The organism is Shewanella sp. SM21 (assembly GCF_025654335.1).
GTDB lineage: Bacteria > Pseudomonadota > Gammaproteobacteria > Enterobacterales > Shewanellaceae > Shewanella > Shewanella oncorhynchi.
Genome location: NZ_JAKKRL010000002.1, coordinates 359421 through 385978, shown reverse-complemented (window position 1 = coordinate 385978; position 26558 = coordinate 359421). Strand labels below are relative to the sequence as shown.

Annotated in this window: 22 protein-coding genes; 18 read left to right on the top strand and 4 right to left on the bottom strand. The window is 44.2% G+C overall.

What is annotated here, in order from left to right; genetic code table 11:
• Positions 1-236 precede the first annotated feature (236 nt).
• Complete coding sequence (locus tag L5L94_RS03830; protein WP_263161275.1) at positions 237-1862, top strand: phosphoethanolamine transferase; 1626 nt, start codon at positions 237-239, stop codon at positions 1860-1862.
• 188 nt (positions 1863-2050) lie between these two features.
• Positions 2051-3079, top strand: coding sequence for a GGDEF domain-containing protein (locus tag L5L94_RS03825; RefSeq protein ID WP_028759897.1), 1029 nt, complete (start codon positions 2051-2053; stop codon positions 3077-3079).
• A 132-nt stretch (positions 3080-3211) separates the two neighbouring features.
• On the opposite strand, the gene L5L94_RS03820 is transcribed toward L5L94_RS03825, so the two are convergent.
• Positions 3212-5917 (bottom strand): acetate--CoA ligase family protein, encoded by a 2706-nt coding sequence (locus L5L94_RS03820; protein WP_263161273.1) that lies wholly within the window; start codon positions 5915-5917, stop codon positions 3212-3214.
• Between the two features lie 276 nt (positions 5918-6193).
• On the opposite strand from L5L94_RS03820, the gene L5L94_RS03815 reads away from it, so the two are divergent.
• From L5L94_RS03815 to L5L94_RS03770, 10 genes are read left to right on the top strand one after another with little or no spacing between them, the layout of a single operon-like run.
• Positions 6194-7336 carry a methyl-accepting chemotaxis protein gene (locus tag L5L94_RS03815; RefSeq protein ID WP_263161270.1) on the top strand — a complete coding sequence of 381 codons (1143 nt, stop codon included), beginning with the start codon at positions 6194-6196 and terminating at the stop codon, positions 7334-7336.
• A gap of 14 nt (positions 7337-7350) precedes the next feature.
• The gene (locus tag L5L94_RS03810) at positions 7351-7635 is read left to right on the top strand and encodes an STAS domain-containing protein (RefSeq protein ID WP_263161267.1); all 285 of its coding nucleotides are present in this window, start codon (positions 7351-7353) and stop codon (positions 7633-7635) included.
• Between the two features lie 8 nt (positions 7636-7643).
• A complete protein-coding gene (locus L5L94_RS03805) occupies positions 7644-9377 on the top strand; it encodes a SpoIIE family protein phosphatase (RefSeq protein WP_263161264.1) in 1734 nt (577 codons plus the stop codon).
• Between the two features lie 3 nt (positions 9378-9380).
• A complete protein-coding gene (locus L5L94_RS03800; RefSeq protein WP_028759902.1) occupies positions 9381-9746 on the top strand; it encodes a response regulator in 366 nt (121 codons plus the stop codon).
• Between the two features lie 17 nt (positions 9747-9763).
• A complete protein-coding gene (locus L5L94_RS03795; RefSeq protein WP_263161261.1) occupies positions 9764-11917 on the top strand; it encodes a chemotaxis protein CheA in 2154 nt (717 codons plus the stop codon).
• Between the two features lie 10 nt (positions 11918-11927).
• On the top strand, positions 11928-12440 hold the full coding sequence (locus L5L94_RS03790) for a chemotaxis protein CheW (protein WP_049821692.1): 513 nt from the start codon (positions 11928-11930) through the stop codon (positions 12438-12440).
• Positions 12441-12445: 5 nt separating this feature from the next.
• Positions 12446-14443 carry a methyl-accepting chemotaxis protein gene (locus tag L5L94_RS03785; RefSeq protein WP_263161258.1) on the top strand — a complete coding sequence of 666 codons (1998 nt, stop codon included), beginning with the start codon at positions 12446-12448 and terminating at the stop codon, positions 14441-14443.
• Complete coding sequence (locus tag L5L94_RS03780) at positions 14444-15289, top strand: CheR family methyltransferase (protein ID WP_263161255.1); 846 nt, start codon at positions 14444-14446, stop codon at positions 15287-15289.
• Entirely contained in the window at positions 15276-15896 is a 621-nt protein-coding gene (gene cheD, locus L5L94_RS03775; protein ID WP_105252529.1) for a chemoreceptor glutamine deamidase CheD, read from the top strand. Before L5L94_RS03780 ends, cheD begins: the two co-directional genes overlap by 14 nt.
• Before the next feature lie 3 nt (positions 15897-15899).
• Positions 15900-16949 carry a chemotaxis response regulator protein-glutamate methylesterase gene (locus L5L94_RS03770; protein ID WP_105252528.1) on the top strand — a complete coding sequence of 350 codons (1050 nt, stop codon included), beginning with the start codon at positions 15900-15902 and terminating at the stop codon, positions 16947-16949.
• 108 nt (positions 16950-17057) lie between these two features.
• On the opposite strand, the gene L5L94_RS03765 is transcribed toward L5L94_RS03770, so the two are convergent.
• Positions 17058-18692, bottom strand: coding sequence for a diguanylate cyclase (locus L5L94_RS03765; protein ID WP_263161253.1), 1635 nt, complete (start codon positions 18690-18692; stop codon positions 17058-17060).
• Positions 18693-19083: 391 nt separating this feature from the next.
• Here L5L94_RS03765 and L5L94_RS03760 point away from each other — a divergent pair, with 391 nt between their 5' ends.
• The 5 genes from L5L94_RS03760 (at position 19084) to L5L94_RS03740 (ending at position 22924) form a co-directional block, all read left to right on the top strand.
• Positions 19084-19764, top strand: coding sequence for a class I SAM-dependent methyltransferase (locus L5L94_RS03760; RefSeq protein WP_263161251.1), 681 nt, complete (start codon positions 19084-19086; stop codon positions 19762-19764).
• Positions 19754-20815 (top strand): HNH endonuclease, encoded by a 1062-nt coding sequence (locus L5L94_RS03755; RefSeq protein ID WP_263161248.1) that lies wholly within the window; start codon positions 19754-19756, stop codon positions 20813-20815. The genes L5L94_RS03760 and L5L94_RS03755 overlap by 11 nt, the downstream gene beginning before the upstream one ends.
• A 328-nt stretch (positions 20816-21143) precedes the next feature.
• Positions 21144-21572, top strand: coding sequence for a hypothetical protein (locus tag L5L94_RS03750; RefSeq protein ID WP_131524736.1), 429 nt, complete (start codon positions 21144-21146; stop codon positions 21570-21572).
• Between the two features lie 21 nt (positions 21573-21593).
• Entirely contained in the window at positions 21594-22178 is a 585-nt protein-coding gene (locus tag L5L94_RS03745) for a hypothetical protein (protein WP_263161243.1), read from the top strand.
• A gap of 119 nt (positions 22179-22297) precedes the next feature.
• Entirely contained in the window at positions 22298-22924 is a 627-nt protein-coding gene (locus L5L94_RS03740) for a Fic/DOC family protein (RefSeq protein ID WP_263161240.1), read from the top strand.
• Between the two features lie 3 nt (positions 22925-22927).
• Here L5L94_RS03740 and L5L94_RS03735 read toward each other — a convergent pair whose 3' ends face one another.
• Together L5L94_RS03735 and L5L94_RS03730 are read right to left on the bottom strand one after the other, a co-directional pair.
• Positions 22928-23083, bottom strand: coding sequence for a hypothetical protein (locus L5L94_RS03735; protein WP_173913200.1), 156 nt, complete (start codon positions 23081-23083; stop codon positions 22928-22930).
• Positions 23084-23289: 206 nt separating this feature from the next.
• A complete protein-coding gene (locus L5L94_RS03730; protein ID WP_263161238.1) occupies positions 23290-24900 on the bottom strand; it encodes an ABC-F family ATPase in 1611 nt (536 codons plus the stop codon).
• 675 nt (positions 24901-25575) lie between these two features.
• Here L5L94_RS03730 and L5L94_RS03725 point away from each other — a divergent pair.
• On the top strand, positions 25576-26184 hold the full coding sequence (locus L5L94_RS03725) for a VF530 family DNA-binding protein (RefSeq protein WP_263161235.1): 609 nt from the start codon (positions 25576-25578) through the stop codon (positions 26182-26184).
• Positions 26185-26558: the final 374 nt, after the last annotated feature.

The following is a 26558-nucleotide window of genomic DNA, read 5'->3' as shown; positions in this document are numbered from 1 at the left end:
TCACTGGTAAAACCGAGCAAGACCCTAATAGGTTGGGGAGCAGAAAACGGTCGAACTTATTGAGGTTCGGCCGTTTTTTTAAGTTTATTATTTAATGTTAACAATACCCACAGATAATTTGAGCCATTGCCGAGAGCTTGCTACTATTGCGAAAAAATTTCACTGTCAAAGGCTAAGACTACCTTAAGAATACTAAGTTATTCTCGACAAACAACTAATTTGAGTGAGAGCTATCAGTGTTAGCAAGATTTAAGACTCTATCGGTGAATCGATTCACTTTTATCACAGCGTTATTTTACGTCTGTATTTTCAATATCCCATTGTTTGGCATCATTAAGAAAGGCATTGAAAAACAACCTGATGTCGATCCTATCTTCATCGCTACAGTGCCGTTGTTTTTAACCTTTGCACTCAGTTTTGTATTTTCCTTATTTACGGTGAAGTATCTCGTTAAACCGTTTTTCATCTTACTCACCTTGTTATCATCGAGTGTGTTCTTCGCTGCCTACCAATACAATGTCGTCTTCGATTACGGCATGATAGAAAACACTTTTCAAACCAATCATGCCGAAGCGTTCATGTATGTGAATTTCGCTTCAATAATGAATATGTTACTGACGGGAATTTTACCCGCGTACCTTATCTATAAAGCGGATATTCAGTACAAGCCTTTCCTAAAAGAACTACTGCATAAAGTGCTTTTTATGCTGGCGATGTTGGCAGGACTGGGCATTATTGCTTTCTTCTATTTTCAAGATTATGCGGCCTTTGGCCGTAACAACGACGAGCTAAAACGTTACATCGTGCCGACGTATTTTATCGGTGCTGTGTCTAAGTACATCAATGTGCAGTATTTGCAAACGCCAATGGAATATCAGCAACTTGGCCTCGATGCAAAAAATGTCAGTGCCAACTCAAATGGTAAACCGAATTTATTAGTCCTAGTCGTGGGGGAAACCGCGCGTTCAATGAGTTATCAGTATTATGGCTACGACAAGCCAACCAACGCCCATACCCAAGACCAAGGATTAATAGTCTTTAAAGATACCCATTCATGTGGCACGGCAACGGCGGTATCTTTGCCTTGCATGTTTTCTCGCATGGGACGGGAAGATTACGATTCACGCCGTGCCTATGCTCAAGACACCGCCGTTGATGTGTTGGATCATGGTGGTATTAAAGTGCAGTGGTTTGACAATGATTCTGGCTGTAAAGGGGTGTGTGACCAAGTTGAAAACATAACCATTGATTTGAACAGTGATCCTCAGTTGTGCACTGGCCAATATTGTTTCGATCAAGTGTTACTGAACAAATTAGATGAAGCCTTAGCCAACGCAGAACGCAAAGATACTGTGATTGTATTGCATGTTATTGGTAGTCATGGCCCGACTTATTTCTTACGTTATCCAGCAGAACACCGTAAGTTCACACCGGATTGTCAGCGCAGTGATATACAAAACTGCAGTGAAGATGAGCTGATGAATACCTATGACAATAGTATTTTGTACACTGACTATATTATTAGCGAAGTGGTTAAAAAGTTAGAAAACCAACAAGATAAATTTGATCCAGCCATGTTGTATCTGAGCGATCATGGCGAGTCTTTAGGCGAAAAAGGCATGTATTTACATGGCGCGCCTTACAGTATCGCACCGATTGAGCAGACGAGCATTCCTATGCTTGCTTGGGTGTCAAAAGATTTTAGCAGAGATAATCAATTGGATATGGATTGTTTGGCTGAGCATGCGGCGAAAGGTGGTTTCTCCCATGACAATTTATTCGATAGTCTATTGGGACTAATGAATATCAAAACTGAGGTATATCAGCCTGAATTAGATATCTTTGCTCGCTGCCGCGGTTAATTGTGGACTTAATTGTCGCGAGGTTTAGCTCGTTCTAGTTGGTTCGGTACCGTGATGAGGAAGAGGATGGCAACATCCTCTTTTCTTTTGCTCCCTGTCATAATAATTGATTTCTCCCATATCCAAATCGAATTAGTTGAGTTAACTTAATGTATACAAAAACATAACAAATCTATGGTTCGCGATTTATGTCTTCTACTGCAGAAAATAAAGAACTTGATTCTGCCGCGCAAATTTTGCGTTTGGCCGTGCCGCAAATGTCTGCCCTCGATATTCCTGTTACTCCTGAAAATTACACTGTTTGGTATGAATATTTTGCAGGCACAAATCTCGATTTAAATCGCGCGATTGATGGTTTTTTGGCGAATTCTGTCTCTTTTACCAAGGAAGTTAATACCAGTCTTTATAAAACCTTTATCCAAGAACAGTCACCAGAAGTGATTGAAAATGTTCAGATTGAAACACAAATCTTGATCAATAGCCTGTTGAATAAAATCAGCCAGTTGAGTCAAGGAACCGCGGCATTTTCTGGCTCATTAGCCGAGTTTGGTTTGCGATTACAAACTAATCCCGATATCAATACCTTGAACGAGCTGGTTGATGGTGTGGTCGATGAGATGCAGATGCTACTTATCAACAACCGTGAGATGGAGCAAAGTCTGTGTACCATGGGTCAAGAAGTGCAAAATCTTAAATCTGAAATGGAAAATCTTAGCCTCGCGGCGATGACAGACCAATTAACGTCTCTGCATAATCGCCGCGCCTATGAATTGAGTATTCAGGATCAAATCTACCGTTCACAAGATCACCAGACCCGCTGTAGTCTCTTACTGATTGATATCGATAATTTTAAAGCCTTTAACGACACCTATGGTCATTTAACGGGTGATAAAGTATTGGCCTATGTCGCATTAGCCTTAAAGCAATGTGTGCGTGGGGATGACTTTGTTGCGCGTTATGGCGGCGAAGAATTTGTGGTGGTGCTACCTAACACCCATTTTCACGACGCATTGCAAGTGGCTGAAAATCTGCGTGAACGTATTTCTGAGCGGCGCTTAACGGTAGGGAAAGACAAAAAACTTTCCCTTGGCGCGATTACTGTCTCGATTGGGATGGCCTCATTGCAACAGGGGGATGATGCTGAAACGCTGTTTAGTCGCGCCGATAAAGCACTGTACCAAGCTAAGTCCGAAGGCCGTAACTGTGTTAGAGGCTGAGAATGTGGGTACGAGTGTCGATGTTTCAAGGCGTTAAGTATTAGCTCGGTCGCTATTTCATTAAATAATCATTTACTTAGGATAACAAAACGCCGCAATGATTTGCGGCGTTTTTGTTCGTCTGGGTAGGTGCTATTGATCACTGGGCGGTTTTAAATCCATGTGCATTTTGATCAAATGTTCCTCCATATCGAAGGTCACTTTAAAACCGAGACTTTTGGCAAGACTGGCCATATTGCGATTCTCAAACATGGTAAAGCCGGTGAGCACGGGCGTGTCGTTGGCCTGATAATATTTGATCAATTTTTCGAGTAACAATTTGCCTAACCCTATACCTTGATGATCGCCACGCACCGCCATGGCAAACTCGGCCTCGGTATTATCAGGGTCAATAGATGCACGCACGGCACCTAAAGTGATGTCATCGCCATCGGGTCCCTTAGCCGTGGCGATAAAGGCCATTTCACGGGCGTAATCGATTTGAGTTAATACCGCCATTTCTTCATGGGTCATTTTCGATCGCACCCCAAAATAACGTTTGTATCTGTCTTCATCGGATAACGAATTATCGAAGGCCAAATGTTTAGGTTCATCTTCGGGCAAAATCGGCCTTAGCATTACCTTAAGGCCATTTTTAAGCTCGGCGAATTCTTCTAATTCCTTCGGATAGGGCATGATGGCCATCCGCGATGAACTGTCGGCATTGGCATCATGCAAACGGATATTCACATCGAGCAGAGTGATGTTTTCACCCGCGGCCAGTACTGGGTTTAAATCTAACGAGGCGATTTCAGGGCAATCGATAATAATATGGGATATTTGCGTTAACATAACGCACAGGGCATTCATGTCTAGACCCAGTGGTAAATGTCTGTCCTTTAACTTATGGGTCTTTAACGCTTGGATCACCATATAACGCGCCAGTGCCATATTCAGGGGTGGCAGGGCAACGGCAGCATCATTGGTGGGGTCCCATTCTGAGCCACCTTCGCCAAGGCAAATCGCCGGACCAAAGACGGGATCGCTTATCACGGCCACGCGGATTTCCTGTGCGCCAGCGGTCAACGCCATTTTCTGCACTATCATGCCTTCAATGATCGCTTCGGGATTGGCTTGATGCACCCTCTGGGTAATCGCATTCGCGGCGTGGCGGATATCTTCAGCCGAGGTTAAATTGAGCATCACTCCGTGCACATCGGACTTATGCAAGATGTTAGGGGATTGCACTTTTAACGCTAAGGGATAGCCCGCTTCATTCGCAATGGCCACCGCTTCATCGGCATCTTTCACAAACCAAGTGTCTATGGTGTTAAGTCCATAAGCACGCAAAATAGGGCTGGCCTCATGGGTTTCCAGTACCGATTTTCCTTTAGCTTGAGCCGCTTGCAGTAATTTGCGCGCCGTGAGGCTATCTGTCGGAATATTATCGGGGATCGATTGCGGCACTTCTTGCAGCAGTTTTTGGTTACGACGGTATTCAACCATGTGCATAAAGGCACCCACAGCACCTTCGGGTGTACGGTAGGTAGATATACCGCCCTTAGTGAAGCGTTTTCGTGCCTGATAAGCCGAGTCTTCACCGCTCCAGTTCGTCAAAATATTGAGACGATTCTTTTTGGGATGCGCGTGGATCACACTCACCAAAGTATCAGCAATCTCAACACTTTCACCGAGTGCTGAAGGGGAGTGCAAGACCAAAATAGCGTCAAGTTCATTGGAATCCATCAAGATAGTCAAGGCTTTAGCATATCGTGACGCGTTCGCATCACCAATAATATCGATGGGATTTTGCCTTGACCAAGTATTCGGTAACACAGCTTCTAATTTTGCTATGGTATCTTCTGATAACTCCGCCAGTTTACCGCCGCGCATAATGAGTTCATCCACAGCTAATACGGCAGGACCGCCACCATTACTGATAATCCCTAAGCGCTCACCTTGCAGCGGATTGGAATGCGCTAAACTTTCAACCGCGGCAAACAGTTCAATTAAATCGTTAACCCGCAACATACCTGCACGGCGAAACGCCGCTTCATACACTGCATCGTTACCGCCAACACCGCCCGTATGCAATTTTGCGGCGCGGGCACCTTCGGCGCTGCGGCCCGATTTAATCACTAGAATTGGCTTATTGCGTGAAGCGGCTCGAGCAGCCGAGAGGAAATGGCGCTTCTCATTCACCGAGTCGATATAAAGCATGATGGCGCTGGTGCGGCTATCGCGGCCAAGGTAATCGAGCAGTTCGTCAAAGTTAATGTCGGTGGCATCACCGAGGGAGATAAAGGAGGAAAAGCCAATACCTTTGTTATTAGCCCAATCGAGTACCGTTGTACAAATAGCTGCCGATTGAGACACAAAGGCTATTTTGCCCGGTAGGGCGCTGGCGTGGGCTAAGCTGGCGTTTAATCCCAATGGGGGTAATAGCATTCCTAAGCTATTTGGCCCCAGAATGCGCATCCCGTAACGCTTAGCATTTTGCATGGCAAGGTCGAGCAGGCTCACGCCATCTTCGTTAGATTCCTGTGCCATTCCCGCTGCCATAATAATGGCCACCTTACAGCCAAATTGCGCAAGGGTTTCAACGATGGCGGGCACACGGCAAGCGCGGGTACAAATAACCGCTAAATCGGGTTTGATGGGTAAGGCTTCAATATTGGGATAGGCGAGCACGCCCATCACTGCCCGATACTTAGGGGTGACTGGCATGATAGGCCCCGAAAAACCACTCGATAGTAGGTTTTTCATCAGCACATTACCCGCGCGTTTTTCGGTATTCGAAGCGCCGATAATGGCAACGGAAGTCGGTTTAAATAAGGAGTTTAATGTACGTTGACTCATAAGCGATCCCATCCCAATTCATGACGCTTCCAGTGTAACCTAGGGTATGAGGACTGCACAGTTAAGTTTCGGGTTCCATTAAGACAAGTTTATTAGCAAATCATGAATTTACGGCAATTTACTGAGAATTAGCGCTCAATGCTGGGGATTTCTATCGCGATAACTGCATTTTCCGCATTGCGACACGTAACAATGTGAATAATTTCACTTTCGTGTTTGAAAATCACCCAATATGAAACTACTTTTTAATCACTGTACAATTATTGTGAAATAGATATGACATACAAGGATGGGGTCGTTGCAGTGAGTGCGGCAGGCATTGGATATCTGCTTAGCTTAATGACATTCTGGGCTATGGGGCCGATTATTTCCGTGTTGATTATGTTGCTGTGGCAATTTTATCAGCACAAGCAAATGCAATCAGTTCAACAGCATGATGATAAGTCCTTCAACAACCAACTTGCCGCGGATTGGCAAGCCCATATCAATCTGTATCAAGAGTCAATCACGACACTTAACGGCTGCGAGGCTAACATTGATAGTGTGCTAGCGGTGCAAGGTGACGCAGTCAATTTGCTCGGTGAGTCATTCGATGGTTTAGGGCGGTTAATGACGGAGCAGACAGGATTTATTTCAGATCTCGTTAAGAGCACTGATGATGCTGAGTTATTCCATTCAGATCAAATGAAGCAATTTGCCAACAATACCTCAATGACGTTAGAGCGCTTTATTCAATCCACCATAGAAATGTCGGCATCAACTATGGAGTTGTTGGAAAAAGTGAATCTCATCTACGAGTCTATGCCTCAAGCAATGAAAGCCTTGCAAGACATAGATCAAATCTCGTCCCAGACTAATTTGCTCGCTTTAAATGCGGCAATTGAAGCGGCGCGGGCGGGTGATGCGGGTAGAGGCTTTGCCGTTGTGGCAGATGAAGTGCGCGCTTTATCCACTCGTAGCGCAGGTTTTAGTGAAAGCATACAAAAACAGCTTAAATCAATTCAAATTCAGATTGAGCAATTAACCGTACACGTGAGTAAAGTCGCCGCCCAAGATATGACTTATATTATTGATGCCAAAAAGGATATAGATACTGCACTAAGGCAGATTATCGTTAAAGCAGAGAAGGATTCTCAAGTGATTGAACGTATCGATTCATCGGCACATGAACTAGAACAAGCCATCTCGGATACTATTCGGGGATTGCAGTTCAGTGATATTACTTCCCAAAGCCTGATTTACACAAATCAGTCCCTAAACCATTTAAAAGAATCGCTCAATCGTGTCACCACTATGTCACAACAGGAGTTTGGCATTAAGGGGGATGACATCACAATACAAATGAGTCGCCGACGTCAGGAGACTCATAATCCCGTTTCAAGGGATCAAATTACCTGTGGTGAAATTGAACTCTTTTAATTAGGGATAACAAAATGTCAAATATTAAAGTTATTTCATTGCCAGAGCGCTTTGACTTTTATTACCACAAGAAATTCACCAGTGATTATCAAGATATTTTAACGCTTCCAGAGGTTAACCATATTATTTTAGATTTTAGTCGAGTGCTTTACCTCGATAGTTCTGCTTTAGGCATGATGGTACTGCTGCATCGTAAGGCGCTGGAGTTACATATTTCTACGTCTGTAAAAGGTGCACATGGTCAGGCGAATGAAATCCTTAGTATTGCCAATATGCAGAAAATCTACATCATAGAGTAACACTCATTATGGTATCGCTTACTCAGCCGGAACATTTTATTTTAGTTATCGATGATGACGCTATTGCGAGTCAAAGGATCAGTGATTTTATTCATAGCAAAGGGTACAACGTCATTGTTTGTAGTGATCTAGAAGAAGGTTTATTTGAAATAACGCAAAATACGGTTGATTTAATTTTGATTAACTATTGGTTAAAGGATGGTACCGCACTGGCGTTACTGGACAAGTTAAATAAGGATAAAAAAGAAACACCTGTTATAGTCATGAGCGAGACAAAAGAAAATCAATCCGTGTTAGCCTGTTTTAGAATGGGGGTTTTGGATTTTGTTGTTAAACCGATAAATGTTGAAATATTTTGGTATAAGGTTGAATGTTTACTTACCCGGGTGCAACTTCAGCATAAAGTAGAGCATCAAAGAATTGAACTTGAAAAAATGCTTTATGAAAAGGCCAGAGAAGAACACATGGCCCGGCATTTATTTGAGCACTTAGTCAATATTGATAATACTGACTTTGATTTTGTACATACTTACTGCCAAGCCAGTGCTAATTTTAGCGGTGATATTATCCTCAATGGCATAGCGCCTAATGGCAATTTCTTCTTAATTCTCGCCGATTCAACGGGTCATGGCCTGAGTGCCGCCATGCCCATCATGCGTGTTGCCAGTACATTTAGGGCCATGGTTTCAAAGGGATTTTCTTTAGTTACTTTTATTTATGAACTGAATGCTAAGCTCCACCGAGAAAACCCTGAAGACAGATTTGTTGCCTGTATTATTTTAGAAGCCGATTTTAATCGTAATAAATTACACATTTGGAATGGTGGTATGCCCCCCGTATATATTAAAACTGGTGGAGTTGACTGTTTAACAAACCACAATATTAAAGAAACTGACCATTCTCGTTCAGTCAGTAATCAATCCATCGATAAATTTAAATCGACAAATATGGCCCTTGGTATTTTACCTCCGCATAATTTTATAGCGGATATTGTTACGGTTGATTTACCATCCCATGGGCATGCTTGCCTTTTTAGTGATGGTTTAATAGAGCAATATACCCATGATGGCAATCCATTTGGCATTGATAAATTAAAAGATCTATTTATTCATTTGTCAGGTGGTCTAGTCAAATATTTAGAGAACAATATGCATGAGTACTGTTCTGCTGAAAATATTGCTGATGACATCACTATTTGTACCTTAGATTTTGAACGATTAAACACTTGGCATCAAGATCGTGATGTTAGTCGTATTAAAGCCATTATGGATGGTGAGTTCTGCTGGGATGTCAGTATTGCAGGGCCTATGTTACTCAGCGCTGATTATTTAAGTTCATTGAATCAGTTTCTCAGTATATTGGGATTTGCGACCAATTTCTGTCAACGGGTTTTTACTGTTGTCGCAGAGTTATTTAGCAACGCTATTGATCATGGTGTACTAAAATTAGATTCTCGACTAAAAAATGATCCAGAAGGCTTCGAACTGTACCATAGTATTAGGGACAGTTTTGCAGATAGGCTCACGGAAAATGATTGGGTAAAAGTGAGCATCATCTGGCGTTCATCGCAGGATGAATTACATATTAGCGTGGCTGACAGTGGCAAAGGCTTTGAGGGTGATGAAAATTTGATGGCGGACATTCCTCAGTTGTCTGGGCGCGGTCTATCGCTGGTGAAAACATTATCTAAGACATACGAATTAGTACCGCCAGGGAATATAACTAAAGTCATAATGGAATAGCGCATGAGTAAAAGAATATTAATTGTTGATGATTCCGCAGCGATTCGACAAATGGTCGAAGCGACCCTTAAATCAGCTAATTATCAAGTGGTACTGGCCAAAGATGGTCGAGAAGCCCTCGATATCTGTAATGGGCAGAGATTTGACTTCATTCTGACAGACCAAAACATGCCTCGAATGGATGGGCTGACCTTAATTAAATCCTTACGTGCTATGTCGGCATTTATGCGTACGCCGATCATTATGCTCACCACGGAAGCGGGCGATGATATGAAAGCCCAAGGGAAAGCCGCGGGTGCGACGGGATGGATGGTAAAACCCTTTGATCCTCAAAAGTTGTTGGCTATTACGGCTAAAGTGCTGGGTTAACTGCAACGGGGTGCGCTATGTCCATCAATATGGCCGAGTTCCATCAGGTCTTTTTTGAAGAAAGTCATGAACATCTTGAAAATATGGAACAATTGCTATTGGCATTGGACCTTGCTTCTCCCGATCCTGAAGAACTGAACACCATTTTCCGTGCTGCACATTCTATAAAAGGCGGCAGTGGTATTTTTGGTTTTACTGCATTAACCAGTGTCACCCATGTGATGGAAAACCTGCTGGATAAAACGCGTAAGGGTAACTTCCAATTAACGTCATCCATTATCGATTTACTACTGAGTACTGTGGACACTTTATCCCATATCTTGAGCTTGTACCGCGAAGAAGAGCAGATTGATTGGCAGGAGGTCGAATACAGTAAAAGCCAGTTGGTTGCAGCGTTAAATGGTGAGCCTTTTAGTTCATCAGTTGCGATACGTAATGGTACCGACGCCGCTAGCACTCCCATCATAAATGCAACACTGACCGCACCAGTGGAGGCAGAAGATCTGGGTTTTGGATTTTTTGAAGATGAAATGGCACGTGATATTGCCATCGAAGGTGAAGACTTTGGATTTTTTGATGAGGCTTATCAAGCGGAAGACATCAGCGCTGACAGTGTGGCAAATAATAAAGAGTGTATTGCTGAGCTGTGTGATGTGACAATTGACGATGATGAGTTAGGCTTTGGTTTTTTTGAAGCATTAACGCCAGAATCCTTCGCTAATGAAATCGAGTTATTAAGTTCAAAACCGCTAGTGCAGAAGGTTTATAAGCCAGCGACCACTCGAGCACATCAAGCCAAGGAAACTGGAAGTAGCCAATCCAAAAACACCTTATTTAAAGCCAAAGCGACTGAGTCCACCGCACCCATTTCAACCGTGCCTACGAGTCCTTCTGTGAAAGCAAGCTCGCCAGCAATACTGAGTTCAAACGCAACATCAAACTCATCTGTTGCCCCAAAGCCCAATACCGCAGAAGTGAAAACAGCGACTAAAAAATCAGCCGCGTCGGCTCAGGATGCCACCTTAAGGGTCGAAACCTCTAAGATAGATACTTTGGTTAATCTCGCGGGCGAGCTGGTGATCACTCAGTCCATGTTGACCCTCATTGGTAACGAGATGACGGGCGATTTAGGTGAGCGACTCAAGACCGCACTCAATGAATTGGAACGTAATACCCGTGAGATGCAAGAAGCTGTGATGTCGGTGCGTATGCTGCCGGTATCTTTTGTGTTTAACCGTTTCAACCGCTTGGTGAGGGATCTTTCTGAGCAACTGGGTAAAAACGTCAATCTCGTGATTGAAGGTGGCAACACAGAAATAGACAAGGGCATGATTGAAAAGCTCGTCGATCCGCTGACTCACTTAGTGCGCAATAGTTTAGATCACGGTATCGAAAAACCTGAAAAACGGCTCGCAGCGGGTAAATCCGAAGTAGGTGTGTTATCCCTTAAAGCCAGTCAAAGGGGCGGCAATATCGTTATCGCTGTGCACGATAACGGCGCAGGCTTAAATCGTGAACGCATTATTCAAAAGGCGCGGGAAAATGGTTTGCAAGTGGCTGATAACAGTAGCGACAAGCAAATTTGGCAATTGATTTTTGCCGCAGGATTTTCAACTGCGGAGGAAGTCACTGATGTGTCAGGCCGTGGTGTTGGTATGGATGTGGTGCGCCGTAATATTGAAGCCTTAGGCGGACGCATTGATATTGAGTCCACTGAGGGCCAAGGCTCAACCTTTGAAATCCAGTTGCCACTCACGCTCGCCATTGTCGATGGTATGACGGTTTCTGTGGGAAATCAGATCTACATTCTGCCCTTAGTGCACATCATAGAATCTATTCAGCCGCAAACGGAACAACTTAAATTTCTCGCCAAAGAAAGACTCTTAAAAGTACGTGAAGAGTACTTACCTCTGCTCAATCTTTATCAGCTGATGGAAATTGAGCCCAATGCCCGCTGCCCAGAAGAGGGCATAGTCGTATTGCTCGAAAGCAACCACAAGCGCTTTGGCCTGTGCGTTGATGCCTTAGTTGGCCAGCAGCAAGTGGTGATTAAAAGTCTTGAAAAACATTATCGTAGGATCCCCGGTGTTTCCGGCGCCACCATCATGGGCGATGGCAGCGTCGCGTTGATTCTCGATGTCGAATCACTCGCTCTGCACATTAAAAATTAAGGAAATAGCCATGGAGAGTCGATCAACTATGACCGCCAAAGTGGAATACAACGCCCATGATGAGGTGGAGTTTTTAAGCTTTATGTTAGGCGAAGAGCACTATGCCCTCGATATTATGTCCGTCAAAGAAATCCGCGGCTATGAGTCGGTCACTAAAATCGCCAACGCCCCTAGCTTTATAAAAGGCGTGATTAATCTACGCGGTGACATAGTGCCCATAGTGGATTTGCGGATGAAATTTGCTGTTGGAACAGCCACTTATAACGAGTTCACTATCGTTATTATGCTCAACGTGTTTGAACGTATTGTTGGCATAGTGGTCGATGCCGTCTCCGATGTGATTAAGCTGTCGGCGGAGGAAATTTTACCTGCCCCAGAATTTGGGGTGGCGTTCGATAGCCGCTACCTCAAAGGCTTAGCCACGGTCGAGGATAAGATGATCATTTTAGTAAATATTCAGGCTCTGATCAGCAGTGATGAGCTGGGTCTAATTGATGCAAATAGTCTGACTGATCAGGAGTAACAATAATGAGTATCTTCAAATTTTTTGGCAATGATGAGGCGCGTGAGCAAAGGGATGAAGAGCGTCAGCGCTATTTTCAGCTACTTGATAACAGTGGCAACAGCTTTATGATCGCTGACAGTCAGCGCAATATTATTTATGCGAATAAAGCCGTCGTCCGTTTACTGCAAGAGGCAGAGGACGATATTCGTAAAGAGTTACCTCAGTTCTCGGTTGCCAAACTGATCGGCAGTAATATCGACATTTTCCATAAAAATCCTGCACATCAGCGTAATTTATTAGAGCGTCTAACCCAATCCCATACCGCGCAAATCACCATAGGCAAACGTACCTTTAGGTTGATTCTGACACCGATTATCACCGCTGAAAATAAACATTTAGGTACAGGTGTTGAGTGGATAGATCGCACCGAAAGTATCGAAGCCGAGCGAGCAACCCAGCGCATCCTCGAAGCGCTCAATAATACCAGTACCAACGTCATGATAGCCGATGCTAACCGTACGATCATTTATATGAATCGCTCGGTCGAAACTATGTTGCGCCATTCTGAAAGTGAGATCAGACAAGCCTTACCGCATTTTTCCGTAGATAAGATCCTCGGCAGCTCGATGGATATCTTCCACCGCAATCCTGCTCACCAAGCAAGTTTACTCGATAAATTAGACCGTAAATATGAATCGCTTATTAAGGTCGCGAGTTGCCATTTTCGCTTAACGGCCAGCCCCATAGTGTCTAAAGAAGGTGAGCGCTTAGGCACTGTAGTTGAATGGCTCGACCGCACCATTGAAGTCCAAACCGAGCAGGAAATTTCCCGCATAGTCACAGCCGCAGCGGCGGGTGATTTCTCCCAAAGGGCGGAAACAGATGGCAAGCAAGGTTTCTTTTTAATGCTGGCGAACAATTTAAACTCGTTAATTGAAACCTCGGAACGTGGATTGCAAGATGTGGCTCGGGTGCTGATGGCGCTTGCGGATGGTGATTTGACCACTCGTATTTATAACGACTATGAAGGCACCTTTGATGATTTGAAAAATTACTCAAATCAAACTGCTGAAAAGTTATCCTTCATGATCCAAGATATTCAACGAGCCGCGGATACCATCAATACCGCTTCGGCAGAAATAGCCCAAGGTAATGCTGATTTATCCAGCCGCACCGAAGAGCAAGCTTCGAGCCTAGAAGAAACTTCCGCCAGCATGGAGGAACTCACAGGTACAGTGAAACTCAATGCGGATAACGCCAGTCAAGCCAATGCCTTAGCCTCTAAAGCGGCTGAAGTCGCAGTGGACGGTGGTGAGCTTATTCAGCAAGTTGTACAGACCATGGCATCGATTAATGAATCGGCGCGTAAGATTGCCGACATTATTGGTGTTATCGATGGCATTGCTTTCCAGACCAATATCTTAGCGCTCAATGCTGCGGTTGAAGCGGCGCGGGCGGGCGAACAAGGCCGCGGTTTTGCTGTGGTCGCGTCAGAAGTGCGTAGCTTAGCCCAACGTTCGGCCAATGCCGCTAAAGATATCAAGGCATTGATCTCGGATTCCGTGTCTAAAATCGAGAGTGGCAACAGCCTTGTCGGTAAGTCCGGCGATACCATGAAGGAAATCGTCATCGCCATTAAACGGGTGAACGACATCATGGCGGAAATTGCCTCAGCCTCTAATGAGCAGGCCATCGGTATCGATGAGATCAGCAAAGCCGTAGTGCAAATGGATGAAATGACGCAACAAAATGCGGCATTGGTTGAAGAAGCGGCCGCCGCAGCGGAAAGCATGCAATCCCAAGCGCAGCAACTCTCAGACAGTGTCGCCAGTTTTCGCGTGGACGACGAAGATGAAGCCCCAAGACGCAGCAACGCGAGATTAGCGGCACCCAAAGCGAAGGCGATGAAACCCATCAAACAGCAGCTTCAACCTATGGCAAAATCAAGGGTGACAGAGAAACCTAAAACCAATGCGATGAAGCCCATGAAGCAAGATCAAGATGAATGGGAAGAATTTTAATTGAGTGAAAACAAACCATTGGAACGAGAGTTTGCCTATACCTCGGTGCACTTTAATACCGCGAGGACGACGCTGTACCGCTTAGCGGGGATCAAACTCGCCGATAGCAAGGATGCTATGGTGTATAGCCGTTTAGTGCGGCGGATCAGAACATTGAAATTAGCCGGATTTTCGGCTTATTTTGAGTATCTGCTAAGCCATGAAAACGAACACCAAGAATTTATCAATGCGTTAACCACGAATCAAACGGCATTTTTCAGGGAACCGCATCACTTTGAGGTGTTAAAACAGTATTTAATCGATAACCCTGATACCCGCAGGATCTGGTGTGCTGCCAGTAGCACAGGGGAAGAACCTTACTCGATTGCGATTGTCGTCGCTGAACATTTCAACAGTTTTAAAACGCCTATCGAGATCATTGCTTCCGATATCGACAGCGGCGTGCTTAAAAAGGCTGAAATGGGCATTTATCCCTTAGACAGGATCGATACAGTCAGCGATATCCGTAAGAAACGGTTTTTTCACCGCGGACGCGGTTCACTGTTGGGCAATGTGCGCGTGGTGCCCGAATTAAAGCAGATGCTCAAGTTTACCCGCATCAATTTACTCGATTCATTTTGGCCGCTAAAAACGCCAATCGATGTGATTTTTTGCCGTAATGTAATGATTTATTTCGATAAAGAAACGCAGGAAGTCATATTAAAACACATGATGAACTCCCTTAGCGAGGATGGGCTTTATATTGCGGGACATTCGGAAAATTTTAATATGTTCCCGCAAATCATCACTGCCGTTGGTCAAACAACCTATCGGCCAGTGAAGGGGCTCATGAGTGCTAAAACCTAATATCGAATATGCTATTGCAGAGCCGAATCGCTATCACGATCATCATTTTGGTTGCGATGCGGTAAAAATATTACCCGGCGAGTATTTTGCGACCCGTGAAGATACCATGATAGTGACAGTATTAGGTTCCTGCGTCTCAGTGTGCTTGTATGATCCTAAGCTCAAAATTGGCGGAATGAATCACTTTTTATTGCCAAGTGACAATAGCAATTGTACTGGGGTGCTCGCCGATTCTGCCCGTTACGGCGTGTATGCCATGGAGTTGTTAATCAACGACTTGCTCAAGCTTGGCGCACAGCGCAATTCACTCGAAGCTAAGGTGTTTGGGGGCGGCAATATGTTACGCAGCTTTACTGTGCATAACATTGGTGAGCGTAATGCTGAGTTTGTGATTGAATATCTCAATCTTGAAAATATCCCTATCGTTGCTGCCGATTTACTCGATGTATATCCGCGCAAAGTGTATTTTTTCCCCCATTCGGGAAAAGTGAAAGTCCGCAAAATTAAATCCATGCATAACAGTACAATTCTTGACAGGGAAAGTGAGTACCGTTTACGGGTTCGTAATTTACCTTCGGGCGGCGACGTTGAACTATTTGGTGATTAAGTTATGACGATCAAAGTGTTAGTTGTTGACGATTCTGCGCTGATGCGCAGCTTGCTCGGTAAAATGATTGAGGCTGACTCTGAACTGTCTCTGGTTGGGCTCGCTGCCGATGCCTACGAGGCCAAGGATCTGGTGAATCAATTTCGCCCCGATGTGATTACCTTAGACATTGAAATGCCCAAAGTAGATGGTTTAACGTTTTTAGACCGCTTGATGAAAGCCAGACCCACTGCAGTAGTGATGATTTCATCGTTAACCGAGCAGGGCGCGGATGCAACCTTTAATGCCTTGGCCTTAGGTGCGGTGGATTTTATCCCTAAACCGAAATTAGACTCGCCCCAAGGTATCCATGATTATCAGGATTTGATTTTAGATAAGATCAAATCTGCCGCGAAAGCCAAAATCATCAAGCCGCAGAAATTTGTTGAGCCAGTACGCCCAGTTTCAAGTAAGCGGCCAGTATTGGCCAATACAACCCTGACACAGCATTTAGTCGCGATAGGCGCATCTACTGGCGGTACTGAAGCCATTCTTTATGTATTACAACATTTACCCGCGGCTATGCCGCCGATAGTGATCACCCAACATATGCCCGCGGGGTTTACCCGCACTTTTGCTGAACGTTTAAACCGACAGTCACGGATCACTGTCAAAGAAGCCGAGCATGGGGAACGACTCTTACCCAGTTATGCCTATGTTGCACCAGGGGATCATCACCTTGAGATCATCAAAGTGGGTGGCAGTTATAAAGTCAAATTAACCCAAGATGAAAAGGTCAGTGGCCACAGACCTTCGGTCGATGTGATGTTTACGGCCTTGGCCCAATGTGCCGCGCCCAATATCAGCGCGATGATTTTAACCGGTATGGGCAAAGATGGCGCCGAAGGCATGGTGGCGCTACACCAAAAAGGAGTCACTACATTTGCCCAAGATGAACAAAGTTGTGTGGTATTTGGCATGCCACGAGAAGCAATAAAGTGCCGTGCAGTAGATTATGTGGTGGAGTTATCGCAGATGCCGAGCAAGCTCATTAACCATTTAAGCTCACTGTGACCGCCCACGCGGAGTGGGATTCAAAAGTGACGAATAGAGCGTGAGTCTCGCAGGAAGAGCATTACGCCGAACTGATTTGTGCGCTGCAGTGGCGCATTCTGTTTAGGGTTAGTCAGTCGTAGAAACCACGAGTTGATTTCTGCCTAAACGCTTAGCTTCGTAAAGGTTTTTATCTGCCAGTAACAGGCAATCTTGAAATTCCTCACATTGATCCGAAAAGGCTAAACCGCCGCTGAGCGTCACCTTAAATTCGACGCCATCTTCAACAAATACGATATGGCTAAAGCTTTCACGGATCGCATTCAACTTGGCAATCGCCAGTGGTTTTTGCATATCTGGCAGCACTAACATAAATTCTTCACCACCGTAGCGGCCGGTAAAGTCAGTTTGACGTAAGGATTGTTGTAGCAGATGGGCAAATGCCAACAACACCTTATCACCACCGGAATGACCATAAGTATCGTTGACCTTTTTGAAGTGATCTAAATCGAACATAGCGATACAAACTTGAGAGTTAATCCGTTTCGCTACGTTAAAACAGCGTCTCGCAGCCACCAGAATTTGGGTATGGTTTAACAGCCCAGTTAAGCTGTCGCGACTAGCCGAACTGCGAATGTCATGACCCCGTTGCGCACGGGAAATCACCTGCGCGACGAATAAACTCGGCGCGGTTTGCTTTGAAATTAAGTCATCTGATCCCGCTTGTATGATGCTGACTTTATTCTGCATCGTATCATCAGAGCTCAACACGAGAATTGGGCTCGAGGTGTATTTATCCAGTTGGCGTATCATCTTTGCCAGCTCAAGCCCGTTCACTTCGGGCATGTACAAATCGAAGATAAACAAATCAGGCTCAAATTGCTCAAGGGCAGGTAAAACTTGCTCGGCACTGGATAACCCTTTTACCATCAAACCATGGCTGCGTAACAGGCTTGAAAAGTAATCCACCATAGATTGTTGATCATCCACCAGTAACACCTTAAGTGGCTGTTTCTCTGACATTTTGAGGGATTGATGGATTTTGCGCACCAATAAAGTGGTTTCCGCAGGTTTAACAAAATATTCGCTGACGTTGGCACGAATGGCCAATAGCTGCATGTCAAAATCTCCCCGCGAGGATAAAACAAAAACTCGGGTATTATTCTTCTCAAACTCAGTGGCGGCTTCGAACAAGGCCTCTTCAGTCCAATCGGGTAGAATTAAATCTAATAAAATCAGATCGAAGGGCGTTTTATTTTGCACTACCAGAAAGCTCGTGAAATTCAAAAAATGCTGCACACTAAAACCGAACTCTCGCAGCTGCTTTGTTATCATCGCGCCGACATTACCATCGTCTTCTATGATGGCAATATGGTGCTCATGCCGCGCCTTTGACGGTTTATAGGGGCTTTGCTGCATTTGCGCCTCCACTACTGGCGGCGACGGTTGGCCGCGCATATTGTTTTGTAACAACTGGTGGAAGAGAGTATCTAAGCCTTTGATAGTAGGCAGTTCGGGGGCTGGCGCATTGAGCAGCCCCTTAAGCAGCAACTCCAGTTTATCGACTATGTGTTTGGTATCTGACAACCCAAAGGTCTCGCTCGACCCTTTTAAGTTATGCACCTCTCGGTACACGGCAGACAGCATGTGTGCGTCCCAATTTTTACGCAATGAAATCCACAAGGTAATGATTTGTTTCTTTTTATCCGGCAGTGCATGTAAAAACTGTCGTTTAAGTTGCTCTAACGAATCTTCAAAACTCATAGGCAATAGATATCCTAAATAATTGAGCCCTAGGTCTTAATCTCTATGTAGACGCTACGCCAAGACGTTAAAACCCGTTCACTCCCACACTGAAATGGAAACTACTCTGGAGAAGCATGTAACAGATTCAATCAATTGCACTTATCTTTACACTCACTCATAGAGTGTAAACCACTGCGAAAAAAACGACGGGGAAATGCTGAGATTGCATAGGCATTGATAAGAATATTGGGTCGAATAGCCGAAATCAGCACAGTGATCGCGAGCAGTATAATGCTAAATATTTTATGCAAAACAGCATGATAATGATGACATGTATTTTTTATCAAATACGACTGTGATAAGTTAGCGTCTGTAAAAACAATCACTTGTTGCAAAAGGATCGTTGTCAGTGAGCACAGTGTTTTATAATGACCACGCCGAAATACTCGCGGCACAGCATTTGTCTAAAACCTTTGAAGAAGTGCATTCGAGTTGGTTGCATCATCTTTTGCCTCTACTCACCAAAAATACATTGTCGATATTGGATGTGGGAGCAGGTTCTGGGCGGGATGTGCATTATTTAGCCGAAAAAGCACAGGGCAAAGAGACACAAATAATTGCAGTCGAACCTGCGGTTGTTTTAGCAAAAATGGGGCAGGTGTTAACTCGGGATCTACCCGTGCGTTGGATTGAGGATAGTTTACCTCAGTTGCAAAAAGTGGTTGGCCTAGCGCAACAGTTTGATCTGATTTTACTCAGCGCTGTGTGGATGCATTTATCTCCCTCAGAGCGCCCACTTGCACTAGCAACACTCTCACGCTTACTCAATTTGACTGGACTTTTAGTCATCAGTTTGCGCCATGGCCCAAGCCCCGATGCGCGCGTTATGCACCCAGTCAGTGCCGATGAACTGCTCACACTGGCTGCAGATTGTCAGCTACAACTTTTAGATTTGAGCCAAGATGAAACCGATAAACTCGGTCGCTCACAAGTGCATTGGCAGACGCTAGTTTTCACCCCCAAACTGATACCAAACGTAAATGCACCTGAAGCAAGCGTTATTATTCAGGAGCGACTGAATGCCGATTGATGCGAAAAGACAAGTTGAATTTATTAGCTATTTACAACGTCTGTTAGTTGAAGGGGATTTCGTTGCAACTTACAAATTTGCCTTACTGCATGCGATCGCCGATATCTGTATCGAACGGCCATTAATACTCAATGCCGATCCTGCGCTGAAAACCGCCATCAGTATTGATGATTTGGTAGAGAAGTTTATTGAACTTTACTGGCAACACTCTTTGCCTTTTGGTGCCAATGATGGGTATTTTGTCTTGATCCAAAATAGTGGAAAGCAATCAGCCTTGATCAACAGTTTGATTGAACTACGCCATCAAGGTGTTAACAGTCTATCCCAGTTAAAAGCGCATCTTAGTTATCCAGCTTTATTGCGTAAAACGCGCGGCACCTTTAAAGATGGCCCCTTATGGCGCTTACAAAACTTGTCACGTAATGAGGAATGTTTCCTTTATCCCCATGATAAAACAAAAAATTACATCGAGTTGAATCCGGGCATCGCATTTTGCTTCAGGCGATTTCACGATTTAGTGGTGTCATTGGCTCGTACTCAATGGGTACAAAAAATCGCCGAGTTTCCAGCAAATCAGGTCATTATAGGCAGTAAAGGCAATTTAAGTGAGTTTCTGTTTGGTAGCGACAGACAGACGATCACCCATGCTAGACCTGTACTGCTTGATATTCAAAAAGGCCAATGCTTCTATTGCCAAAAATCATTAAAAGAAACAGGCGAAGTGGATCATTTTATCCCTTGGGCACGATATCCTAATGATTTAGGCCATAATTTTGTCCTCGCACATAGCAGTTGTAATAATCAAAAACGCGATCATCTTGCCGCTCAGTACCATAAAGATAACTGGTATGAGCAAAATATTATCCAGCATGGCCAAACGTTACACTCTGAACTCAGTCGATATTTCGTCTGTGAGAGTGATCGCTCTGAAGCCATTACGACTTGGGCTTATCAGCTTGCAGGACAAAATCGCTCGCCTCTCTGGCTCGATAAAAAGACCTTTGTGCCTTTTAATGCATTAGACAATGACCTGTCAAATACAACAATTTAGAGCATGCTCACAGTTTTATGGCACTTATTTTTAGCACTTGCCAAAGGTCGAGTGATCTTAAAGCATTTGTTCCTGCAATTGAGTGAGCAACGCTGCCAAGCTAAAGTAATCGATGAGCTATTTACATGTTATCTTGGTGGCATTACATTTTATCTTCATTGATTTTGTTACCTGCTGATAGTAAAGGTTTACTTCCTGCTAAGGTAATTGATTTCAAAGAAAATAAAGAGTATTTGGTGGACATATATGGCGCACTCGTTCAGTGACAACAAGCAGATGAATGCATCATGGAATTTATTGATAATACATGTCTAGTTTTGGAGGTTCGATGATGAAATCGATTTTCTTACTGCTCATATCTGTGCTTGTGCTGATAGGTTGTACAACGCCTAAATCGCCGAGTGAAGTGTATGACGAGTACAATGCTAAGGTACAGCAGGGGATAAGTTATCAAGAGGACAAGGCTTACTATACCCAACGTAAGCAAGCGGATGTGGAGTCTAAGTTCCCGCAGTATATGCAGCAGATGAAGCTGTCCCGCGATGAAGTGATCGCATCTTATCTTTCATTTTCAAAAGCGGCTGCCAAGTGCAAAGCACTCACCTTAGTGTCGCAGGTGATAGATGGGGATACGGCCGTCCTTGAATATGCACAAAAAGATCTTTGTGGTAATGCATCGGAGGCGAATGAAAAACAAAGAATTAGCATGATAAATGAAGGTGGTTGGAAAATTGATGAGCTCCAAATTAGTCTCTAAATCATTTGGAATGTCGTATCAATGACAGGATTTTATGAGTTTTTTAGCCTGCCAAACGGAGTTGAGGTTACTTGCCCCCATTGTGCTGGCTGCGCCACTTTTACCTTTGCCCATGTTTTTCGTTTAGAGAAAAAAGATGCGCATTTATTTGAGAGTAGGCAGTTTGAGATCAAGCAGTTTAATCAAAGATTTGCTCATAAATGGACTGGTGTGCTGTTTTTCCCTCCGCTATTGGATGCTTCTTGGCGGGAAAAATTGCCAGAAAAATACCAAGGTACTTCGACTTGGGAACATAGGGCGAACAGTGCTTTTACAGATGGTACAGATCTTGGTCTTATTTGTTGTTATCAGTGTATGGCAAAACAGAAACATCGACTTGAATGGCCCAATGACGCATTTTATTCCCTTGAGTTTAAAGGTCATTCACTTTGGGCATTTAATAAACAGATGATGCTTCAGATCCGTGATTATATTCAAGCCAAAGATCGCGATGCGGTATTCGAGTCTGAGCCGATAGTCATTCGACATTTGCCGACAATTTTTAAACTGGCTAAAAATCGTGAGATATTGGTTAAAAAAATTAATAAGCTAATTTATAGCCCATAGTTTCTACATACCTATTTCAAAGACTTGTGTGGTCAATCTCATCGAGTAGTTGTGTTAAGTTGTCTGTGACTCGGATATTTGCTTTTCTATTAGTTATTACAGTTAGCGGGTCTATTATCATGTCGAAATATCATATTGGCACTACCGAGGATGAATTCGAACCCGGTTCCGGCGGCCATATACTTCGTAACAAACTCGCGATAACCGATGAAGAGGATATGGCAGAGGTAGAGACTCAGTTGTTACTAAAGCTTTATGAGTACGTGTTTCAATCTGGTGTTATTGAAAGCGAGCATCTATCGGTTGGTATGCTCTTTGAGTGGCATCGAAAATGGCTCGGTAATGTTTATTACTGGGCTGGTGAGCGGCGTACAGTCAATATGGGAAAAGGTGGTTTCGAATTTACGGCAGCGGCTCAAATACTTAAGTGTCTCACTCAGTTTGAAAAGGAATATTTAAGCAAGTTCAATGGTTTAAATTCGTTTTCTAGAGACGAAGTTGTGAGTTACTTGGCTGAAAGTCATGTGGAATTTATCCTAATTCACCCATTTAGAGAGGGAAATGGACGTTTGTCACGTTTGATACTCGATGTGATGGCAGTAAAGGCGGGTTATCTCCCACTTGATTATGGGATTTGGGAACAACATAGAGATTTTTATTTTAAGTCAATTCAAGCAGGGTTGGGTGGGGATTATCAACATATGGCTCGTTTGGTAAACGATGTGCTCAGCGCTAAAAACGAATGAAGTTTAGGCTAAGGTCAAATGACTGAAACGGCTTTTTTTGGCCTTCAATTTTGCTTCAACTTCAGCCGTAGTTTTACCCGTCTCAATAGCGGTTGAACTGGCCACAGCGCGATAGAGTCGATTTTGAGTCACTTGTGTGTTTTTTGATTTAGTTTTCATAGGATCAACCTCAATTAAGTGCATGAATTATAGCACTCTAGATAACGAATAGACAGCTGTGTATCCAAGGCCCAAAGCAGCAATACTTCATGTTTTACCAATCATATCGCTCTTTAGATATCGATAAAAAGTCGTCAGTAGGTTCTCCAATGACGACTCTTTTAATCAAGCTGACATAGCCGATTAAGGTTTATCAAAGCACAACATTACGCGCTTTTTCTCGCTTCCATTTCTGCTTGGCTTGAAAGGTACTCATCGAAAGTGCCTTGGAAGTTAATCACTTTTTTATCTTTAATATCAATGATACGTGTTGCGAGTGACGATACAAACTCACGGTCATGACTGACGAATATCAAAGTGCCTTCAAAGTCTTTCAACGCATTATTGAGTGCTTCGATGGCTTCCATGTCCATGTGGTTAGTCGGTTCGTCCATGATCAGCACATTGATGTCTTGCATCATTAACTTACCGAATAACAAGCGGTTTTTCTCTCCGCCTGAACAGTTACGAGCTTTCTTGTTCGCGTCATCTTCAGTGAACAGCAGACGGCCTAACATGGCGCGTACCATAAGGTCGTTGTGCTTAGGTTGGCGCCACAGTGACATCCAATCCATTAATGTATAGTCATTATCAAATTCGTCACTGCTGTCTTGTGGACAGTAGCCGATTGATGCGTTTTCTGACCACTTGATCACGCCTTTATTATGTTCTAAATCATTGACTAAGCAGCGTAGGAAAGTGGTTTTCCCCACGCCGTTTTCGCCGATAATCGCTAATTTTGCACCGGCTTCGAGGATTAAGTCGCCGCCTTCGAATAGCAGCTCACCATCAAACCCGTGGGCCAAATCTTCGAGGATCAGTGCTTGGCGATGCATTTTCTTGCCAGCATCGAAACGAATAGAAGGGTGAATACGGCTTGAGGATTTCACTTCATCAAGCTTGATCTTGTCCATTTTTTTCGCGCGCGAGCTGGCTTGTTTTGCCTTAGATGCGTTGGCACCGAAGCGGTTAACGAAGTCTTGCAGTTCTTCGATTTCAGCACTCTTCTTGGCGTTGCCCGATAATAATTGTTCACGGATCAAAGACGATTGTGCGAGGAAGTATTCGTAGTTACCAGGGTAAATGCGCAGTTCGCCGTAATCGATATCGGCCATGTGGGTACATACGGCATTCAAGAAATGCCTATCATGGGAAATAATGATCATGGTGCATTTGCGTTTGTTCAACTCGGCTTCTAACCAGCTAATGGTATGTATGTCCAAGTTGTTGGTTGGTTCGTCGAGCAGCAAAATATCTGGGTTGGCAAATAGTGCTTGTGCCAACAATACCCGCAGTTTCCAACCCGGTGCGACTTGTTGCATTAGGCCGTAATGAAAAGATTCTTCAATACCCGCTTCGAGCAGAATTTCACCGGCGCGGCTTTCGGCGCTGTAGCCATCCATTTCGGCAAATTCACTTTCAAGATCGCCAACGCGCATGCCATCTTCTTCGGTCATATTCGGATTGGCGTAGATTGCATCGCGTTCCTGTTTGACTTTCCACAGGGCAACATCCCCCATGATCACCGCATCGATCACACTGTATTGTTCAAACGCGAACTGATCTTGGCTTAGGGTACCGACTTTTAAGCCGGGCGTGATGGACACATTGCCAGAGGTTGGCGCTAACGCTCCGCTGAGGATCTTCATAAAGGTCGATTTGCCACAGCCATTCGCGCCGATCAAACCATAGCGGTGACCGTTGCCAAATTTCGCTGAAATGTTTTCAAACAATGGCTCAGGGCCAAACTGCATCGTGATGTTCGCGGTAGAGATCAAAGGAGCTTTCCTAGGTATTTGCTAACGGGGATTGTGACAAACAAGCCTCAAAATGAAACATGCGCTTCACCCACTCTAAGCCAAAACATTAAAGTTGGGATAATAAGGTCGCGGAGTATACAGACTAAGGGCTAAAGATGCGAGCAAGGATGTGATGCGCAGCTATAAATCGAGCCGTTTCAGTTGCGTTTATTTTGAGGTTGACCCAAGGCATCAGCGGATCATAGGTAAAATTTAGAAACGGGTTTGAGCTTGATGCTGAGTTCATACCTGTTAGCGTGATATCGCGGATATGCAGATTAAAACCGTCGGCTGCGGCGTATTTTCTTTGCCCTAAAGCCGATGCCAAACCTCGCTAGCGCAAATAAAAGAAGGCGTTTAGCTTATTTACCGTTATTATTCCCGCAGTTTTGTCGAGCAGCAGATTTTACGGCTAATATTTAATGGCTCAGTTTGGAGGCTTCAGGTCCTTAAGATTTAAGATCTAAGCATCGCGAGCAATAAGGCTTAACGCCCTATGCTATTGCCGTAGCAACGTCAGTGGCTCATGAATTCATAACTTGAGTGATTTCTCTAATCGCGAATTTTAGTAGCGAATTGAGTCACTCGTTTAACAACTCAAAACCGTAAACTAATACAGTAAAATCAGCCAATAGGGCTGAACTTGGAATTCCCATGATTGAAGAGCAACAGAACAACCCATTACACGGCCTCAAACTCGAGACAATGATCACTGAGTTAGTCGATTTTTATGGCTGGAAAATTTTATACGCGGCATTAAAGCTAGGTTGCTTTAACACCAACCCGACCATTGAGGCCTGTATTATTTTCCTCAAGAAGACTGAGTGGGCGCGGGAGAAAGTGGAAAACTTTTACCTGTATCGATTCAAGCGTATGCCTAAAGCCGTCGGTGAGCAGTTTGATCTTAAGCCACGCGAACGAGGTTTTGCCTCAGGTATCGCGCCGCGTAAACCGATGGAACTCACCATAGAATCTATCGCTAAAATGCAGGCACAAGCCAGCGCCGAGTACGAAGCGGGTAATAAACGTCCTAACTCTGGTTATGGCTCAGGTAAGAGCTTTGGTAGTGGTTCAGGTAAAAGCTCTGGCAAAAAACCTACGGGTGGACGTGGCACCGGCTCTGGATATGGTTCATCGAATAGCAACTCACAGCGTCGCAGCGAACTCCGAAACGAGCCAAGAAACGATTCAAGAATGGCTGAGCGTTCCGGACCAAGCCCATCGACGGATGACAACGATCCGTGGGGCACTAAACGCGGCTAATCCCATGTCTGCCGAATTGAGTGGGTATGGTTTTTCACAGGCGTTAGTTTTACATTCGTGATTTACAGTGACTAGACTCAACTTGCTATTTTCGTACCCGTAAAAAATTAGCTCTGGTATGAGTTAGCTTTTGTAAGAGTCGTTTTGAAGTCATGGCTCTAGTTGTATGATAGAACATCTGATTTATCGCCTGATTTAAAGAGAAGAGGTTAGCTGTTGAATACAGCTAACCTCTTTTTTATGATTAACTATTCACTTTATTGCATTAAGGTGAGAAAAATCTCGGGGATTATAGTTTTAGATTTGCATATCATGTGCATAACCAGTTAATTCATCAATTTGCAATCAGATGGTGCCGGTTGCTCATGTTTACG

What these genes read in the sequence shown, in the direction of transcription:
- L5L94_RS03785 (WP_263161258.1), top strand. Translation starts at nt 12,446, where the DNA reads ATGAGTATCTTCAAATTTTTTGGCAATGATGAGGCGCGTGAGCAAAGG.
- L5L94_RS03790 (WP_049821692.1), top strand. Translation starts at nt 11,928, where the DNA reads ATGGAGAGTCGATCAACTATGACCGCCAAAGTGGAATACAACGCCCAT.
- L5L94_RS03755 (WP_263161248.1), top strand. Translation starts at nt 19,754, where the DNA reads ATGCCGATTGATGCGAAAAGACAAGTTGAATTTATTAGCTATTTACAA.
- L5L94_RS03725 (WP_263161235.1), top strand. Translation starts at nt 25,576, where the DNA reads ATGATTGAAGAGCAACAGAACAACCCATTACACGGCCTCAAACTCGAG.
- L5L94_RS03765 (WP_263161253.1), bottom strand. Translation starts at nt 18,692, where the DNA reads ATGAGTTTTGAAGATTCGTTAGAGCAACTTAAACGACAGTTTTTACAT.
- L5L94_RS03805 (WP_263161264.1), top strand. Translation starts at nt 7,644, where the DNA reads ATGGTATCGCTTACTCAGCCGGAACATTTTATTTTAGTTATCGATGAT.
- L5L94_RS03810 (WP_263161267.1), top strand. Translation starts at nt 7,351, where the DNA reads ATGTCAAATATTAAAGTTATTTCATTGCCAGAGCGCTTTGACTTTTAT.
- L5L94_RS03745 (WP_263161243.1), top strand. Translation starts at nt 21,594, where the DNA reads ATGACAGGATTTTATGAGTTTTTTAGCCTGCCAAACGGAGTTGAGGTT.
- L5L94_RS03800 (WP_028759902.1), top strand. Translation starts at nt 9,381, where the DNA reads ATGAGTAAAAGAATATTAATTGTTGATGATTCCGCAGCGATTCGACAA.
- L5L94_RS03825 (WP_028759897.1), top strand. Translation starts at nt 2,051, where the DNA reads ATGTCTTCTACTGCAGAAAATAAAGAACTTGATTCTGCCGCGCAAATT.
- L5L94_RS03815 (WP_263161270.1), top strand. Translation starts at nt 6,194, where the DNA reads ATGACATACAAGGATGGGGTCGTTGCAGTGAGTGCGGCAGGCATTGGA.
- L5L94_RS03750 (WP_131524736.1), top strand. Translation starts at nt 21,144, where the DNA reads ATGATGAAATCGATTTTCTTACTGCTCATATCTGTGCTTGTGCTGATA.
- L5L94_RS03820 (WP_263161273.1), bottom strand. Translation starts at nt 5,917, where the DNA reads ATGAGTCAACGTACATTAAACTCCTTATTTAAACCGACTTCCGTTGCC.
- L5L94_RS03740 (WP_263161240.1), top strand. Translation starts at nt 22,298, where the DNA reads ATGTCGAAATATCATATTGGCACTACCGAGGATGAATTCGAACCCGGT.
- L5L94_RS03770 (WP_105252528.1), top strand. Translation starts at nt 15,900, where the DNA reads ATGACGATCAAAGTGTTAGTTGTTGACGATTCTGCGCTGATGCGCAGC.
- L5L94_RS03795 (WP_263161261.1), top strand. Translation starts at nt 9,764, where the DNA reads ATGTCCATCAATATGGCCGAGTTCCATCAGGTCTTTTTTGAAGAAAGT.
- L5L94_RS03735 (WP_173913200.1), bottom strand. Translation starts at nt 23,083, where the DNA reads ATGAAAACTAAATCAAAAAACACACAAGTGACTCAAAATCGACTCTAT.